General features: G+C 66.6%; 13 protein-coding genes. 4 read left to right on the forward strand and 9 right to left on the reverse strand.

Annotated features, from left to right (window positions below; all coding sequences use genetic code 11):
• Nucleotides 1–127: 127 nt before the first annotated feature.
• Nucleotides 128–1,273, forward strand: coding sequence for a branched-chain amino acid ABC transporter substrate-binding protein (locus tag LGM56_RS06950; RefSeq protein ID WP_413226760.1), 1,146 nt, complete (start codon nt 128–130; stop codon nt 1,271–1,273).
• A 96-nt stretch (nt 1,274–1,369) separates the two neighbouring features.
• Here the strand turns inward: LGM56_RS06950 and LGM56_RS06955 are convergent, their stop codons facing one another.
• Together LGM56_RS06955 and LGM56_RS06960 are read right to left on the reverse strand one after the other, a co-directional pair.
• Complete coding sequence (locus LGM56_RS06955) at nt 1,370–2,299, reverse strand: asparaginase domain-containing protein (RefSeq protein WP_226203740.1); 930 nt, start codon at nt 2,297–2,299, stop codon at nt 1,370–1,372.
• Between the two features lie 11 nt (nt 2,300–2,310).
• Nucleotides 2,311–3,456, reverse strand: a complete 1,146-nt coding sequence (locus LGM56_RS06960) for a threonine synthase (protein WP_226203742.1) — start codon at nt 3,454–3,456, stop codon at nt 2,311–2,313.
• A gap of 71 nt (nt 3,457–3,527) precedes the next feature.
• Between LGM56_RS06960 and LGM56_RS36735 the strand changes: the two genes are divergently transcribed.
• Entirely contained in the window at nt 3,528–3,656 is a 129-nt protein-coding gene (locus tag LGM56_RS36735) for a hypothetical protein (RefSeq protein ID WP_264170811.1), read from the forward strand.
• Here the strand turns inward: LGM56_RS36735 and LGM56_RS06965 are convergent.
• Together LGM56_RS06965 and LGM56_RS06970 are read right to left on the reverse strand one after the other, a co-directional pair.
• Nucleotides 3,649–4,278, reverse strand: a complete 630-nt coding sequence (locus LGM56_RS06965; protein ID WP_226203744.1) for a transcriptional regulator — start codon at nt 4,276–4,278, stop codon at nt 3,649–3,651. The two genes, LGM56_RS36735 and LGM56_RS06965, sit on opposite strands and share 8 nt — an antisense overlap.
• Nucleotides 4,279–4,416: 138 nt before the next feature.
• Nucleotides 4,417–4,782 carry a VOC family protein gene (locus LGM56_RS06970; protein ID WP_226203746.1) on the reverse strand — a complete coding sequence of 122 codons (366 nt, stop codon included), beginning with the start codon at nt 4,780–4,782 and terminating at the stop codon, nt 4,417–4,419.
• A 139-nt stretch (nt 4,783–4,921) separates the two neighbouring features.
• Between LGM56_RS06970 and LGM56_RS06975 the strand changes: the two genes are divergently transcribed.
• The gene (locus LGM56_RS06975; protein ID WP_226203748.1) at nt 4,922–5,746 is read left to right on the forward strand and encodes a multidrug ABC transporter ATPase; all 825 of its coding nucleotides are present in this window, start codon (nt 4,922–4,924) and stop codon (nt 5,744–5,746) included.
• A gap of 36 nt (nt 5,747–5,782) precedes the next feature.
• Here the strand turns inward: LGM56_RS06975 and LGM56_RS06980 are convergent, their stop codons facing one another.
• On the reverse strand, nt 5,783–6,934 hold the full coding sequence (locus LGM56_RS06980) for an acyltransferase family protein (RefSeq protein WP_226203750.1): 1,152 nt from the start codon (nt 6,932–6,934) through the stop codon (nt 5,783–5,785).
• A 320-nt stretch (nt 6,935–7,254) separates the two neighbouring features.
• On the opposite strand from LGM56_RS06980, the gene pip reads away from it, so the two are divergent.
• A complete protein-coding gene (gene pip / locus LGM56_RS06985) occupies nt 7,255–8,187 on the forward strand; it encodes a prolyl aminopeptidase (protein ID WP_226203752.1) in 933 nt (310 codons plus the stop codon).
• 67 nt (nt 8,188–8,254) lie between these two features.
• Here pip and LGM56_RS06990 read toward each other — a convergent pair whose 3' ends face one another.
• From LGM56_RS06990 to LGM56_RS07005, 4 genes are all read right to left on the reverse strand, one after another.
• Entirely contained in the window at nt 8,255–8,527 is a 273-nt protein-coding gene (locus LGM56_RS06990) for a hypothetical protein (RefSeq protein ID WP_226203754.1), read from the reverse strand.
• A 185-nt stretch (nt 8,528–8,712) separates the two neighbouring features.
• Nucleotides 8,713–9,759, reverse strand: coding sequence for a transglutaminase family protein (locus LGM56_RS06995; protein WP_226203756.1), 1,047 nt, complete (start codon nt 9,757–9,759; stop codon nt 8,713–8,715).
• The gene (locus LGM56_RS07000) at nt 9,753–12,359 is read right to left on the reverse strand and encodes a circularly permuted type 2 ATP-grasp protein (protein WP_226204218.1); all 2,607 of its coding nucleotides are present in this window, start codon (nt 12,357–12,359) and stop codon (nt 9,753–9,755) included. The genes LGM56_RS06995 and LGM56_RS07000 overlap by 7 nt, the downstream gene beginning before the upstream one ends.
• A 214-nt stretch (nt 12,360–12,573) precedes the next feature.
• Nucleotides 12,574–15,987: a DUF2126 domain-containing protein gene (locus LGM56_RS07005; RefSeq protein WP_226203758.1), complete on the reverse strand. Its 3,414-nt coding sequence runs from the start codon at nt 15,985–15,987 to the stop codon at nt 12,574–12,576.
• Nucleotides 15,988–16,080: the final 93 nt, after the last annotated feature.

Raw genomic sequence — 16,080 nt, forward strand, 5'->3', positions numbered from 1 at the left:
TCTTTCCTCGGGTGATGGGCTGCTCTGACGAATACTCACATTCGGAAACGTCGCCAACGTCGCGACTTCGACAGGAGACGCCGCATGCATTTTCAACAGCAACCCAGTTCAACAAGAGGCTAAGCAAATGAAATCTCAACTCAAACCCGGCAACGCCGCGCTGACACTCGCCTGCGTTGCCATGGTCTACGGTCAAGCGGCTCTCGCGGACGTGATCGTGAAGATCGGCAGCGCCGAACCGCTGACCGGCAACATTGCTCACATGGGCCAGGATGCGGCCGATGGCGCCAAGCTCGCCGTCCAGCAGATCAACAAGGCCGGCAATCTGGTCATCGGCGGTCAAAAGGTCATCCTGGAGGTCGAGTCGCTGGATGACCAGGCCGATCCCAGGATCGGTACGAACGTCGCGCAGAAGCTGGTCGACGATGGCGTCGTGGCCGTGATCGGCCACCTGAACTCCGGCGTGTCCATCCCCGCGTCCAAAATCTACCGCGACAACGGCGTCACGCAGATCACGCCGGGCTCCACCAACCCGCAGTACACACTGCAAGGCTACAAGACCGCCTTCCGCGTGATCGGCACCGATGCCCAGCAGGGCCCCGCCCTCGCGAAATACGCCAAAAACCAGAAAGTCAAGACGGTCGCGATCGTCGACGACGCCACGGCCTACGGCCAGGGTCTTGCGGACCAGTTCGAGAAGACCGCCAAGGCCGAAGGCATCCAGGTGCTATCGCGCGATGCGACCAACGACAAGGCCACTGACTTCAAGGCCATCCTGACCAAGATCAAGGCCGAACGCCCCGACGCCATCATGTATGGCGGAGAGGACGCCACCGGCGGCCCCTTCGCCAAACAGGCCATGCAACTGGCCCTGCGCGCCAGGATCCTGGCGGGCGACGGTGTCTGCACGACCGATTTGGCCCGATTGGCCGGCGACGCCGCCGACAATCTGGTCTGTTCCGTCGCGGGCGGCGATCTGTCCGCGATGGCGGGCAGCGCTGCGTTCAGCAAGGAACTGAAGGCCGTGTACGGCCACGATCCAGTGGTCTACTCGCCGGTTGCGTACAGCGCCGTTTACGTGATCGCCGATGCGATGAAACGCGCCAACTCGATCACGCGCGCCGGCATCCTGTCCGCCATGCCCGCGACCAATCTGAACACGCTGATTGGCAATATCCGGTTCGACGAGCACGGCGACCTGAAGGACAGCACCATCTCCCTTTACAAGTACGTGAAAGGCAAGCGAACCCTGCTGGAAGTCGAGAAGATGTGAACGAGGCGGGGCCGACGCGGGGGCCTCCAAGCCCCCACGCCGGCCCCGCAACGGGCGCATCTTTGCCGAGATCGTTGAGTAGCCGCCGTCCGCGGATCAGCGCCCGGCCTTTCCGCTGCGAGTTGCACGACCAAGCTCCGCGATGAGCCGGATTCGTGCCTTTGATGCGTCCAGGCCGTCATAACCTGCCGTGGTCAGGCCGAGGTTGTGGGCGCGCGCATAGGCATATTTGGGTACGGCTGAATTGACCCGGAAACCCTGGGCACAGCGTGTCGATAGCACGACGGGGATATGCCGCGCGGCTTCGCTCAGGAATCTCTCCGACTGCGCCGAGAAACCCCCTGCCCCCTTGCCTGCCACGACGATACCGTCGAGTTCGGAGATCGCCGGCAAGCCCACGAGTGGCCCGAAGGTCTCCATGACGATCGCAACGCGGGCGCCGAGGTCGGATACATCGAGATCCGCGTAACTCTCGTCAACGGTTCCCGAACCGGTGAGCGTCACAATGCCGGCCTCGATGGAGCCGCGGATCGCTGTTTCCGGTCCGAAGGGCTGAATGGCCTGCGGCCATACCTTGACGATCGAAACCGGATCGAAAATCCGTCCCGCGAAGGCCACGAGAGCGCTCGCACCCTTCTGCATGGCCTGTGCCAGAAGCCCGGAATCCGCCAGATTGCGCGGACCGTCGGCATTGGCATTGCCGCCGGGGATCGCCGCACCGGTCAAAACGACGGGCCGATCGCGATCAAAAAGCAGAGCGGCCGCATAGGCGACATCTTCCATTGCGTCGGTGCCGCAGCACATGACGAAAGCTTCGCTCTCGCGATCCTGCCGCATGACGTCACGAGCCCGGCAAAGTGAGGCAAAAGTCAGATCGCAGCTATCGACAGGATCGATATCACGTCCAATCCAGTCTGCTTGACCGCTCGATACGATCAGATCGCGCGCCAGTAGACGCTTGATCGTCCCATCACTCTGATAGCTTTCCGTGATGGTGCCGCCGCAATTCAGGAGTCCGATTTTCATGGAGGGAGCCTTTAGGCAAGCGTATCTGGAATTTCCGCGTACATATCCGCGATGGCTTCGGCATTCTTGATACCCGTGCCCGTCAGCAGGACCACCGTTTCCTCTCGCGCCTCAATCGCCCCCAGTTGCGTGAGCCGATCAAATCCTGCAACCGCGGTCGCCGAAGTCAGCTCCGGCAGAAGGCCCAGTCGTGCAATCCGCCTGAGCGCGTCGACGATTGCCTCTTCCTCCACGGCCACCGTCGTACCGCCCGTCTCTCTGACAGCGTTGATCACTTGCGCCAGCCGTAGAGGATGGGCGATGGCCGTCCCCTCGGAAACCGTCTTTCGGACCTCGCGTGGAATGGGCGTCGTGACGCCCGCCTGAAAGCTGGCATCGATAGGAGAACAGTTCAATGGCTGGCATACGAAGAGCTTGGGCATTTTGTGAATCTGGCCCGCGCGCATCAGTTCCGAGAACGCCAAATAACAGCCGAGCACATTGCTGCCCGCGCCTGCAGGCATGACGATGTTGTCCGGCGCCTGGAAGTTGAGGTCCTCCCAGATCTCGTAGCCGACCGACTTGGTCCCTTCGAGGAAAAATGGCTGCCAATTGTGGCTGGCGTAGAAGATGCTCGCGGACTGCAGGACGGCCTCGTCCTCACACGCCTGTCGAGGCCCGTCGACCAGTTGTACCTCCGCCCCGTAGGCTCGCATCTGGGCAATCTTCGCGGGCGACGCGTATGCGGGCGCCAGAATCTTCACGCGCACGGCGCCTGCAGCGCCATACGCCGCCACCGACGCGCCGCCGTTTCCCGAACTGTCCTCCAGAACGGACGCGATGCCTTGCTGCCGCAACATCGAGAGCATCACCGTCGTACCGCGATCCTTGAAGCTGCTTGTGGGGCTGAACCACTCCAGCTTGAAATGCGGCCGGTGGTCGCCCCACGTCTTCTGGATCAACGGGGTGCACCCTTCCCCCATGGAGATGGGGGAGACGATCTCGACTGGAAGCGACGCGCGATAGCGCCATTGTGAGCGAATGTGTCGATCGATGTCGTCCCGGGAAATGCCAGCCTGCGGCGAGATCAGGAGCGGCCTGCGGTCGTCCGAACACCACCGAGGCGTGTCGAGAGGATAAGTAGTGCCGCTGAGCGGCTCGACATAGTGCGGTTTCAAGTTTTCCGACTCCGCTTTGGCACATACCGGATCGCTGCAAGAGCAAGACGTTGACGGCTGGGACGTTGGGGGTGAAACACGCGGCCCGCGCGCTGCCCATGCAGTTCGAAGGCCACGCGCACCGCCGCGATCACGGCGTCCGGCACGAGCAATTGAGCGACGACATGCTGGTCGACGAGAAGTCGCGTGGCGTCATTTGACATCGCTGTACACCGTTGCGCGCGAGACGCCCAGGTAGACGGCAATGGTGTCCATCGCCCGACGGACCTCGAGCAGGCCGGCCGCCTTGAGCTCCTTCAGGAGCGAGCGGCGGTCCTCCGGCTTGAGCGAGCGCGGTGTCGACGCCATGCGTGCGGCGAACTCGTCGATACGGGCGCGAATGAGATCCGCGCCAGCGGGGTCCAGCGATTCCCTGGCAGGCGTGGTGCCCTCGACCGCCATGAAGCTGCTCAGCATGTTCTGAAATCCCCGGAACAACGTGAGGTCGATATTCAGGCACAACGCGGCGATGTAGTCGCCTTTGGAGTCCTTGATACCGATGGAAGTGCTCTTCACCTGACGTCCGTCCGAGAACTGATTCGGATAGTTGGCGATGATCTGCTCGTAGGCGGCGTCCATGATCCGTGCAAGCCCCAATTCAGTGGCAGGCTGACCGACTTCTCGACCTGACAGGTTGTTGTGGATCGCGAGCACCGCGTGCTCCGCGTCGAGGAGATCATGGACCACGACCTCGGTAAACGGGGCGAAGGTCTTGGCCAGCCCTTCGGCGACCTGTTTGAGCTGCCCCAGCAGTAGCTGCTGTTCGGGAGTCTTCTTCGGCATGTCGGGTCCAGTGATTTTCCTTGGCATGCCGGGCAGTTTGGTCACACCAAGACGATTTGTCAAATTCAAAACAATTCGTCTAGATTAAAATCCTGAACATGGTCGGAAGCAACGGCCGGTTCGTGGTTCTTGTCTTGATTACTGGCCCGATTCGTCTGCTGACCATACGGCCAGTTCATAGCCATCGGGATCAAGGAACTGGAAGCGCCGACCGCCAGGGAACGAGAAAATCTGACGGGTGATGGTGGCTCCCGCCGCCTCGATCCTTCGACGGGTTTCAACCAGATCGTCAGCGTAGAGGATGACTAACGGGCCGCCGGGCCGGACGGGCTCGCCGGTCGTCAACCCGCCCGTGAGCCGGCCGTCGCGAAACTCGGTATAGGTGGGACCATAATCCGTGAAGGTCCAGCCGAACACGCTGCCATAGAAGGCCTTGCTTCGTGCAATGCTGTTAACATTGAATTCGATGTTGTCAATCTGCCGGTCTTTCCCTCGAATGCTCATCCGTGCCACTTTCCTTGGTGTTTGTCGAGAATCGATTATAGGCACCGTGGCCACGCCCATGACGACGCGGGGTAGTTCGGAAGACGTTCGTTTCCGCCCGTTGAGCGATTTCCACGTCAATCCGTAAAAAACCTCCCTCATGACCCCGAGAATCGCTCGTTTTGTTCCGCTGCTGGCGCTCGCCGCGGCACCGTTCGCTCATGCTGGCGATAGCCAGTCCTGCAACGACGAAACCATCACGGCCATCGCCCGCTGGGCCGGCATCGCAAGCGCACGCATCGCAACGCGCGACACGAACCGGCTCGTCGTCGTGTCGGCGTGCAAGGTCATGCCGAATGCACCCGAAACGACGATCGCGGCCGTTGCGTTCGATTCGCTTCCCAAAAGCAAGAACCCGGACGAAAGCAGCAAGCTGCAGGTCGTCGCCCTCGTCGAAGGTGGCAAGGTCGTGGCGGCCGAGCGTTCGGTGATCCAGGAGGACGCGGCGATACAGATCGGCGAGAACAGTTATCGCATCGATACGGCGCCGTACCGACTGTCGCCGGATGTACGGGCATTCGGCGTCGTGTTCAGCAGCACCGCGCACGGACCGAGCTGCCCGGATGCCTACATGGAGAACGAACTGACACTGTGGATTCGCGAAGGCGCTCGCATCCGCCCCGTGTTTGGTACCAATCTCAATGGCTGGGTCGCCACCACAGGCACCGCGTGCGGCCCCGATACCAGCGACCTGCGCAGCGAGTCCGCCCGCATGACGATTGCGGTCGAGAAGACGTCGCACAACGGCTTTGCGGACCTGTCGATTACGGCACACGTCATGAACGCGGAAAGCAACGACGACAAACAACCGGACGCGGGAAAACGCACCGTGCGCACGATCGTCAAATACGACGGCAAATCATACGGGAGCGATATGTACCGGGACTTCTGGTATTCGCCTGCCTCGAAGAAGCGATTCAAATGACGGTAAGCGGGGCCGCAGTAACGCCGCCCCGCCCGCCTACTCCGCCACCTTCGCTCCGATCGCCTCGCCCGACGTCGGCATCCGCAGCGCGTCGTCCCGAACGCGTCGCGCCTCGCGCGCCGAATAGCGATCCTTCAACCGCAGGAACGGTTTCTCGACGAGGAAATAGCTGGCAGTCGCGGCCATCAGCGCCCACACGATCCCAAGCGGAAACGCATGCGGAACCTGCAGATCCGGATTCGCGAACGGCTGCTGCCACAGATAAAGACTGAACGAGATCGTGCCGACGAACACGACCGGCCGCGCACGCAACCACCGCGCACACCAGAACTCGCTCCGGAAATTCAACACGACGATCACGATCGCGATCAGCGCGGCTTCGACCGTCACGCCATAGGTCGCATTCCAGAACCCGCCGAGCCGATGTTCGGCGAGCGGCATGCCGATCAGTACGATGACGATGATCGCGGTCACGATGCGCGTCTCGTTGCGCCACGTACGAATCCAGGCCTCAAGCCGCTCGCGATTGAGCGACACATAACAGCCGATCAGGATCGGATCGACGCCGGTGTGCAGCATCATCCCGAGCTGCCCGCGCAGCGCAGGCGCAATGAAATATGTCACGGCGCGCACCAGCGGCACGACCAGGATCAACGCAGCCAGCCAGCGCGTGCCGCCACGCCGCATCCCATACACGAACAGCAGCGGCCAGAACCAGTAGAACTGTTCCTCGAGCGCGAGCGACCAGAAATGGCCGAGATACCACGCGCCGTCCGGATGCAGCGCGTTGTCGCCGGTCAGCCCGAACCACGCCGAGTAATTCCACAGGTGCAGCGCCGCATACAGCCACTGCCGTCGATCGACGTCGAACCAGCCGGTGAAGGCCACGATCGCCACCGCCGCGAGATAGACATAGCACGCCGGCCAGATCCGCAGCGCGCGGCGCACGTAGAACGACGTCAACGCGATGCCACCCGTGCGCGCGAACTCGGCGCGCAGCACGTTGGTGATCAGGAAACCGCTGAGGACGAAGAAGATCAGCACGCCAAGCCGGCCGTCGGCGATCAGCCGCAACGGCGCGTACCAGCCCGTGTAGCCGCCGGGCAGCACGTGCTCGGCGTGTCCGACCACCACCATCGCGACCGCGACGGCGCGCAACCCGGTCAACTGCGTGACGCGATGGTTCATCGGCTGGTTTCCGTTGGCACGGTGGATGGGCAGCACGCCGGCGCCCCCGCTTCGGCACGCCGATATGCCGCCGGGATTTTGTATGAAAAATATCGGAATGAAATTGCTTCAAAAATCCCCAGGCCGGCACCGGCAGGCAAGCACACCACCACGAGCCGACGCCCGGGGCGGCGAATGGGCATAATGACAAGCCTTGTCCGGCGGCGGCCGGGTCGATGCCGACACAACGATTTTTGCGGCGGCGCAATATCGGTAGCCCCCGCCCGCACACCGGCCCGCGCGTCGTCCACTTCCTGCCGCCCCTTACCCGGAGCCTGCCTGTGTACCCACCGATCGAACCCTACGCCCACGGCCACCTCGACACCGGAGACGGCCATCGCATCTACTGGGAACGCTGCGGCAACCCGGCCGGCAAGCCCGCCGTGTTCCTGCACGGCGGCCCCGGCGCCGGCTGCAGCCCCGACCATCGCCGCCTGTTCGATCCGGAGCGCTACAACATCCTGCTGTTCGACCAGCGCGGCTGCGGGCGCTCGACACCGCATGCCAGCCTCGAGAACAACACGACGTGGGATCTGGTCGCCGATATCGAGCGCCTGCGCGAGATGGTCGGCGCGGACAAGTGGCTCGTGTTCGGCGGCTCGTGGGGCAGCGCGTTGTCGATCGCGTACGCGGAAACGCATCCCGAGCGCGTGAGCGCACTGGTCGTGCGCGGCATCTTCACGATGCGTCGCGCGGAATTGCTGTGGTACTACCAGGAAGGCGCGTCGTGGCTGTTCCCCGACCTGTGGGAAGACTTCGTTGCGCCGATTCCGGAAGCCGAGCGCGGCGACCTGATGGCCGCCTACCATCGCCGGCTGACCGGCACCGACGAAGTCGCGAAGCTCGAAGCCGCGCGTGCATGGAGCATCTGGGAAGGCCGCACGATCGCGCTGCTGCCCGACCCCAAACTCGCCGCGCACTTCGCGGACGGTCACTACGCGCTCGCGTTCGCTCGGATCGAGAACCACTACTTCGTGAACCAGGGCTTCGTCGAGGAAGGCCAGTTGCTGCGTGACGCGCATCGCCTCGCGGGCATCCCGGGCGTGATCGTGCAGGGTCGCTATGACGTCGCGACACCCGCGCGCACCGCATGGGAGTTGTCGAAAGCGTGGCCCGATGCGACGTTCGAGATCGTGCCCGGCGCGGGGCATGCGTACAACGAGCCGGGGATTCTGGAAGCGCTGGTCGCGGCGACGGACCGGTTCGCCGCGTAAGCGCAATCAACGTGATGCAACGCGGTGCGTGCGGCCGTGCCTGCCGGCACGCTCACGCACCGCCCTGTCAAAGCGCCGCTTCGACGATCGCCCTGCCGCTGATCGCCCGCTCGACGAGCTGTTCGTCGCCGACCTTACGGATCGCATCGTCGAGCAATCCTTCCGGCGCTTCGGTCGCCACCTTCAGCAAGCCCGACAGGCCGCGCGCGTCGAGCACCACCAGCGTCTCCATCGAATCCGCCCGGCTCACGAGCACGCGGCGCCACGCCGGCCCCGCGCCGAAGCTCGCGCAGAGCGCAATCGTGTCGCTGCCGAGCGTGTAGTCGAAGTTCTTGATCATGATCCGCCGCCGTTGCAAGGGAATGGCGATGCGCGACGGTGCGGCGCCGTGACGTCGACGCACCCGCGCGTGCCGCCGGTGCCCCGGATCGAGTCCGATCCGCTCGCCGGCATGACCATGCTAGGCGCGCAGTATTAACGAAGACTTAAACGGCATTCGCGCGGGCACACGGCATGCGGCACACGTCAGGGCGCGTCGAGCGGCTCCACCGTCACGCCGACCTTCAGCTCCTGATCCGCGCCGCCGCCGCGGATCACGCCGCGCAGCGGCGTCACGTCCGCATAGTCTCGGCCGATCGACAGCATCACGTAGTCGTCGCCCGGCGCACGATCGTTGGTCGGATCGAGCTGCAGCCAGCCGTTGTCCTCGGGCCATGCCGGGTCGTACACCTCGACCCATGCATGCGACGCGTCGGCGCCGATCAGCCTCGGCTGCCCGGGCGGCGGCTGCGTGAGCAGGTAGCCGCTCACGTAACGCGCGGCCAGGCCGAGCGAGCGCAGCGCGCCGATCATCACGTGCGCGAAATCCTGGCACACGCCCTTGCGCAAGCGCAGCGCGTCGAGCGCCGACGTCGTGATGTCGGTGCTGTTCGGCGTATACGCAAAATCGGCATGCACGCGCCGCATCAGCTCCCACGCGGCCTGCACGAGCGGCCGTTGCGGCGTGAAGCTCGCGGCCGCATACGCGGCGAGTTCGGGATCGCACATGACATGCGGCGACGTGAACACGAATTCGCTCGCCGCGTCGTAGGGCTGCCCCGCGCGGAACCGCAAGCGGTCGCGCACCGCTTCCCACGCCATCGCCTGTTTCGCATCGGGTTTCGCGATGGCGGGCGGCGGCTCGCCGCGCGCCCCGCGCGACCACACCGGCGGCGTCACGCGTACCGTGCTGCGGCTGCGCACGAGCAGCGCATCGTGCGGCTGGTTCAACGCAAATGACGCGCGCGCGTTGCCGAATGCGTCGATCTCGGTCCCGACCGATTCCGGCGCGGGGTCGATGTCGAGCGCGAACGACAGCACCTGCTGGCGCGGCGTGACGAGCGGCTGCAGGCGTGCCTGGTGCTGCGCCGATTCGACGCGCGCCGCGTAACGGTATTCGGTGTCGTGCGTGACGCGCAGCAACCGGCCGGGCGCAACGTCGGCCTTTGCGGCCGGCGCCGATGGCGGTGCCGATGCGTTCCGCGCCGTGCCGGAACCGTGCGGCGCTTTCGCCGCGCCCTTCGTCGTCACCATAACGTCCTGCCCGCCTCGCGCACGTGGCTGAAATAGCGCTCGCCGATCCGGTTCGACAGTTCCCATACTGCCTTCACCGTCGTGTCGAGCGCCTCGAGCAGCTTGTCGTGCCGGCCGCCGTCGGCGGTCTCGCACAGCTCGTGCAGCGACCACGCGGGGACGTCGGGAATCGTCTCGGCCAGCTCGGACAGCGCATAACCTTCGCTGCGCTCGACCTTCGTCAGCCGGCCGCGCAGCGCCTGCACGACCCAGCCGAGCGAGCGCGGATTGTCGGTATCGAGCACGACGAGCGACAGCAGCGGCGCGACGTCGAAGCCGCGCTGGAACCGCGAACGGAACGTGATCGTGCTGTCGAACAGCTCCAGCACGAGTTCGAAGCCGTCCTGCCGGTGCACCGCGCCTTCGTCGAAGGCCGCCTTCAGCACGCTGCACAGGAAGTCCAGCCGGTCGATCTGCCGGCCGATCGACAGCAATCGCCAGCCGTCGTCGCGCGTCATGTTGTCGGTCTGCGCGCCCGTGATCGCGCCGAGCAGCAGGCCGAGGCGCTCCAGCAACTGCAGCGCCTCGTTGCCGATCTGCTCCTCGGCTTCCGGCTGGCCGGCGCTGTCCGCGAACAGCTGGGTCGCGTCGTCGATCAGCCGCCACTGATCGCTCGACAGTCGCTCGCGGATCGCGGCGGCCGCGCCCCGCATCCCGAACAGGCACGACGCAATGCCCGACGTGCGATCCGCGCCGCGCGTCAGCGACGTCGCGAGCGTGTGCTGGAACGCACGCGGCGCATCGACGGCGTTCGGCGCGTCGGCCGCGATCAGGCCCGTGTCGCGGCACAGCGTGTCGAGCAGTTCCAGGTGCGCGGGGCTGTCGACGTCGTCTTCGCCGCGCAGCCGTTCGAGCGCGGCACGCGCGAGGCGCATCAGGTTGGTCGCACGCTCGGTGTAACGGCCGAGCCAGAACAGGTTCTCGGCCGCACGGCTCGCGATCGCGCGCGGGCGTTCGACGAGATCGTCGGGGCCGAGGTGCGTCTGGAGCAGCGTCGTCGAATCGACGATGCCTTCGGTCATCACCCACGTATCGACGGTGCTGCCGCCGCGCGGCATCGGCGCGTTGAACAGCGTGTCGCGCGTGCCGACCCGCGACAGCCCGCCGGGCAGGAGCCGCCAGCGCTGCGCGCCGTCGGCGAGTGCAAACACGCGCAGCAGCACCGGCTTCGGCACGATGCGTGCACCGCCGTTGCTGTCGGGTGCGTCGTGGCCCGGCCAGGTCGGCGCCTGCGACAGCGGCAGGTCGGCCTGCACCGTGTAGTGCTCGGGCCGCGCGAGAATCCGCGCGCGCCACTCGGCCAGTTGCGCCTGCGTGAGCCGCGCGCCGATCACCGGCTCGAATGCGCCGCCTTCCTGCACGTCGGGTGGATAGGATGCCTTGACGATGCCGCGCGCGAGCTGCGGCAGCGCGTCGTCGCACGCGGCGGCCTCGCCGCACCACCATGAATGCACGGCCGGCAGCGTCAGCGTTTCGCCGAGCAGCCCTTCCGCCAGGCGCGGCATGAAGCCGAGCATCGCCGGCGATTCGAGGAAGCCCGAACCCGGCGCGTTCGCGAGCAGCACGTTGCCCGCGCGCACCGCCTGCAGCAACCCCGGCACGCCGAGCATCGAATCGGTTCGCAGTTCGAGCGGATCGAGCCATGCATCGTCGACGCGCCGCAGGATGCCGTGCACCGGCTCGAGCCCGCTCAGCGTCTTCAGGAACACGCGGTTGTCGCGCGCGGTCAGGTCGCCGCCTTCGACGAGCGTGAGGCCGAGGTAGCGCGCGAGATACGCGTGCTCGAAATAGGTCGCGCTGTGCGGGCCCGGTGTGAGCAGCACGATCCGCGAATTCTTTCGGGTCGGGCTGAGCGCCTGCATGCTCTGCAGCAGCGCGCGATACGCGGACGCGAGCCGCTGCACGCGCAGCCCGCGAAACCCGCGCGGAAAGAGCCGCGACACGATCAGCCGGTTTTCGAGCAGGTAGCCGAGGCCGGCCGCGCCCTGCGTGTGCTGCGCGACGATCCGCCATTGCCCGTCCGGGCCGCGCGCAAGGTCGAACGCGACGACGTGCAGCCAGGTATCGCCCGGCACGCGCGCGCCGCGCATCGCGCGCAGGTAGCCGGGATGCCCGGTGACGAGCGCGGGCGGCAACATCCCGCGCTCGAGGATCGTCTGCGGCCCGTAGAGGTCGGCCAGCGTCGCATTCAGCAGCCGCACGCGCTGCAGCACGCCGCGCTCGATCGCGACCCAGTCCTCGGGCGTGACGATCAGCGGCAGCAGGTCGAGCGACCACGGGCCGGCCGCGCCGTCGCCCGCGCGCTGCTCGTGCAGTTGATAGAACAGGCCGTTCTCGCGCATGCGCCGGTGCAGTGCGTCGGCGCGGCGATCGAGGTCGGCCACGCCGTCGCTGCCGATCGACGTGAAGAAACTGCGCCACGCGGGCGCAAGCGCGGGCGCGTTCAGGCCGGCCGCGCTACCGCGCAGTTCGTCGTAGCGGCCGGCAGCAGCCGGCGCCGCGAGCGCGGCGGCCAGTTCCGCGGCATCCGGCTGCGCGCCGGTATCGAAAAGCGTGGGCATCGCGTCGAGGGCGGCGAGATGATCGGTGTCAATGGGCGGCACGATGTCGTTCCGTCGTCAGGGCGCGGCCGCGCACGCGCGCCGCCACCCGGGCAGCGGGCTGCGGCGCGCGGCCGCAATCTGCCCGCATCCTAGCATTCCGGCGGGGCCGCCAGCGACCGAAACCGCCGGGTATCGCGAACCGCGCATCGTCATCCGCGTCGTCATCGTCCGGTCACGGCCGCCGCAGGTCGAGCGTGAACGGGAATTCGCGGCTCGGCGCAGCAGCCGCGACATCCATCCGCCCCGGCGTATGCCCCATCTCGACGAAGCGCGCGAGCCGGCGGCTCTCGGCCTCGTACGCATTGACCGGGAACGTCGCGTAGTTGCGCCCGCCCGGATGCGCGACGTGGTAGCGGCAACCGCCGAGCGAGCGCTGCAGCCACGTATCGACGATGTCGAACGTGAGCGGCGCGTGCACGCCGAGGGTCGGATGCAGCGCGGACGGCGGCGACCACGCCTTGTAGCGCACGCCGGCGACGTATTCGCCGACGGTGCCGGTCGGCTGCAGCGGCAGCGCGCGGCCGTTGACCGTCACGACGTGCCGGTTGTCGTTCAGCCCCGTCACGCGCACTTCGAGCCGTTCGACCGACGAATCGACGTAGCGCACCGTGCCGCCGGGTGCGCCCTCCTCGCCCATCACGTGCCACGGCTCCAGCGCGCCGCGCAGCGACAGCTCCATGCCGTTCACCGCGATCTGGCCGAACAGCGGGAAGCGGAATTCGAAGTGCGGCGCAAACCATGCCGGATCGAACGCGAAGCCGGCGTCGCGCAGTTCGGTCAGCACGTCGTCGAAATCCATCTGAAGAAACGCGGGCAACATGAAGCGGTCATGCAGCGCGGTGCCCCAGCGCGTGAGCGGCGTCGTGTACGGCGCAGCCCAGAAACGCGCGACCAGCGCACGCAGCAGCAATTGCTGCACGATGCTCATCCGCGCATGCGGCGGCATCTCGAACGCGCGCAGTTCGAGCAGGCCGAGCCGGCCGGTCGACGAATCCGGCGAATACAGCTTGTCGATGCAGAACTCGCTGCGGTGCGTGTTGCCGGTCACGTCGATCAGCAGGTTGCGCAGCACGCGGTCGACGAGCCACGGCGGCATGTCCTGCCCGAACAGCAGCTTGTTGCGCTGGATCTCCGCGAACGCGATGTCGAGTTCGTAGAGCTGGTCGTTGCGCGCCTCGTCGACGCGCGGCGCCTGGCTCGTCGGCCCGATGAAGAGGCCGGAGAACAGGTACGACAGCGACGGATGGTTGTGCCAGTACGCGATCAGGCTCGCGAGCAGGTCCGGGCGGCGCAGGAACGGGCTGTCGGCCGGCGTCGCGCCGCCGAGCACGAAGTGGTTGCCGCCGCCCGTGCCGACGTGGCGGCCGTCGACCATGAACTTCTCGCTGCACAGCCGCGACTGCCAGGCGGCGTCGTACAGGAATTCGGTGTGATCGACGAGCTCGTCGAAGTTGCTGGCCGGATGGATGTTCACCTCGATCACGCCGGGATCGGGCGTCACCTGCAGCAGCTTCAGCCGCGCGTCGCGCGGCGGCGGATAGCCTTCCAGCACGAGCTTCACGCCCAGCGCGTGCGCGGTCAGCTCGATCGCGCCGAGCAGCTCGAGATAATCCTCGAGCGCGGCAAGCGGCGGCATGAACAGGTACAGGATGCCGTTGCGCACTTCGACGCACAGCGCGGTGCGCGTGATCCACGCGGCCGATTCGAAGCGCTCGGGCTGGCGACCCGGGTCGCGCGCGGCCGGCCGGCCGTTGCCGGCCGTGCCGTCGTCGCGCCACTGCATCACGGTCTGCGCGGATGCCTCGCGATGCACGCCGGACAGGTAGCGCGGCGCATCGGCCGGCCCCGCATAGCGCGCGCGGATCGCGGCGGCATCCGGCAGCGCGTCACGCGGCGCGAACGGGTCGCGCTCGACGAGATACGGATAGTCGGCGCGGCTCGCCCACGGCAGCGAATCGAGCGGCAGCCGATAGCCCATCGGCGAATCGCCGGGCATGAGGTACATCCGCTCGTCGCGGAAGAACCACGGGCCCGTCTGCCAGCGCGGGCCGTCGAGACCCGGCGCGTTTTCCGCACGCTTGACCGGCAGCACGTAGCCGACCACGCTGTCGAGCTGCTGCTCGAACACCTTGCGCAGCCGCGCGCGTTCGAGCTCGTCGTCGAGACGCGAGTCGAACGGGTCGACGTTGACCGGCAGCCGGCGCTCGCGCCACAGGTAGTACCAGACGTCCTCGTAGCCGGGCCGGATGAATTCGCCGGTCAGGTTCAGCCGCGCGGCGAGCGCATCGATGAAGCGCTTCGCGTCGTCGGTCGTATACGCGGACGGCTCGCGTTCGTCGGCGAACAGCGACGGATCGTGCCATACGGGCTGGCCGTCCGCGCGCCAGAAGATCGACAGCGCCCAGCGCGGTAGTTGCTCGCCCGGATACCACTTGCCCTGCCCGAAATGCAGGAAGCCGCCGTCGCCGTATTCCGCGCGCAGCCGCTGCACGAGTTCGGTCGCGTAGCCGCGCTTGGTCGGGCCGAGCGCGTCGGTGTTCCACTCGGCGCCGTCGCGATCGTCGATCGACACGAAGGTCGGCTCGCCGCCCTGCGTGAGCCGCACGTCGCCGGCCGCCAGCGCGCCGTCGACCTGCGTGCCGAGCGCCAGCACGCTGTCCCACTGCGATTCCGTGTACGGCTTCGTCACGCGCGGCGATTCGTACACGCGCGTCACGGTCATCTCGTGCTCGAACGACACCTCGCACTCGTCGATCAGCCCCTCGACCGGCGCGGCGCTGGTCGGCTGCGGCGTGCAGGCCAGCGGAATGTGGCCTTCGCCGGCGAGCAGGCCGGAGGTCGGGTCGAAGCCGATCCAGCCGGCACCCGGCAGGTACACCTCGCACCATGCGTGCAGGTCGGTGAAGTCGACCGACGTGCCGCTCGGGCCGTCGAGCGACTTCACGTCGGGCGTGAGCTGGATCAGGTAGCCCGACACGAACCGCGCGGCGATGCCGAGATGGCGGCACAGCTGCACGAGCAGCCATGCGCTGTCGCGGCACGAGCCCGAGGCCAGTTCGAGCGTCTGCTCGGGCGTCTGCACGCCCGGCTCCATCCGCACGAGATAGCCGATGTCGTGCTGCAGTTGCTGGTTCAGCGCGACGAGGAAGTTCACGGTGCCGGCCGGCGTGCGGTCGACGCCGTCGAGATACGCGCGGAACAGTGGCGACGCGCTCGTCCGCGGATCGCACACGAGATACGGCGCGAGTTCGGTCTTCAGCGCGTCGTCATAGCTGAACGGGTATTGCTCCGCGCTGGCTTCGAGAAAGAAGTCGAACGGGTTGTACACCGACATCTCGGCGACGAGATCGATCGTGATCTCGAAGTGCTCGGTACGCTCCGGAAACACGAGCCGCGCGAGATAGTTCGAGAACGGGTCCTGCTGCCAGTTGATGAAGTGCTGCGCGGGCTCGACCGTCATCGAATACGCGAGGATCGGCGTCCGGCAGTGCGGCGCGGGCCGCAGGCGCACGACCTGCGGGCCGAGGTTGACGAGCCGGTCGTAGCGATAGCGGGTGGTGTGATGCAGCGCGACGTGGATGGACATGGGAGCTCGGTTCGGGTTGGGCCGGCCGCGCGCCGCGTCGCGCTCGATGCGACGCGGCACCCCGGCCTGGCGGATTCGGCGAAAACGTGCGCG

Source organism: Burkholderia sp. AU38729 (assembly GCF_020419725.1).
GTDB lineage: Bacteria > Pseudomonadota > Gammaproteobacteria > Burkholderiales > Burkholderiaceae > Burkholderia.

What these genes read in the sequence shown, in the direction of transcription:
- LGM56_RS06950 (WP_413226760.1), top strand. Translation starts at nt 128, where the DNA reads ATGAAATCTCAACTCAAACCCGGCAACGCCGCGCTGACACTCGCCTGC.
- LGM56_RS06990 (WP_226203754.1), bottom strand. Translation starts at nt 8,527, where the DNA reads ATGATCAAGAACTTCGACTACACGCTCGGCAGCGACACGATTGCGCTC.
- LGM56_RS07005 (WP_226203758.1), bottom strand. Translation starts at nt 15,987, where the DNA reads ATGTCCATCCACGTCGCGCTGCATCACACCACCCGCTATCGCTACGAC.
- LGM56_RS06975 (WP_226203748.1), top strand. Translation starts at nt 4,922, where the DNA reads ATGACCCCGAGAATCGCTCGTTTTGTTCCGCTGCTGGCGCTCGCCGCG.
- LGM56_RS06980 (WP_226203750.1), bottom strand. Translation starts at nt 6,934, where the DNA reads ATGAACCATCGCGTCACGCAGTTGACCGGGTTGCGCGCCGTCGCGGTC.
- LGM56_RS06970 (WP_226203746.1), bottom strand. Translation starts at nt 4,782, where the DNA reads ATGAGCATTCGAGGGAAAGACCGGCAGATTGACAACATCGAATTCAAT.
- LGM56_RS07000 (WP_226204218.1), bottom strand. Translation starts at nt 12,359, where the DNA reads ATGCCCACGCTTTTCGATACCGGCGCGCAGCCGGATGCCGCGGAACTG.
- LGM56_RS06995 (WP_226203756.1), bottom strand. Translation starts at nt 9,759, where the DNA reads ATGGTGACGACGAAGGGCGCGGCGAAAGCGCCGCACGGTTCCGGCACG.
- LGM56_RS06965 (WP_226203744.1), bottom strand. Translation starts at nt 4,278, where the DNA reads ATGCCGAAGAAGACTCCCGAACAGCAGCTACTGCTGGGGCAGCTCAAA.
- LGM56_RS06955 (WP_226203740.1), bottom strand. Translation starts at nt 2,299, where the DNA reads ATGAAAATCGGACTCCTGAATTGCGGCGGCACCATCACGGAAAGCTAT.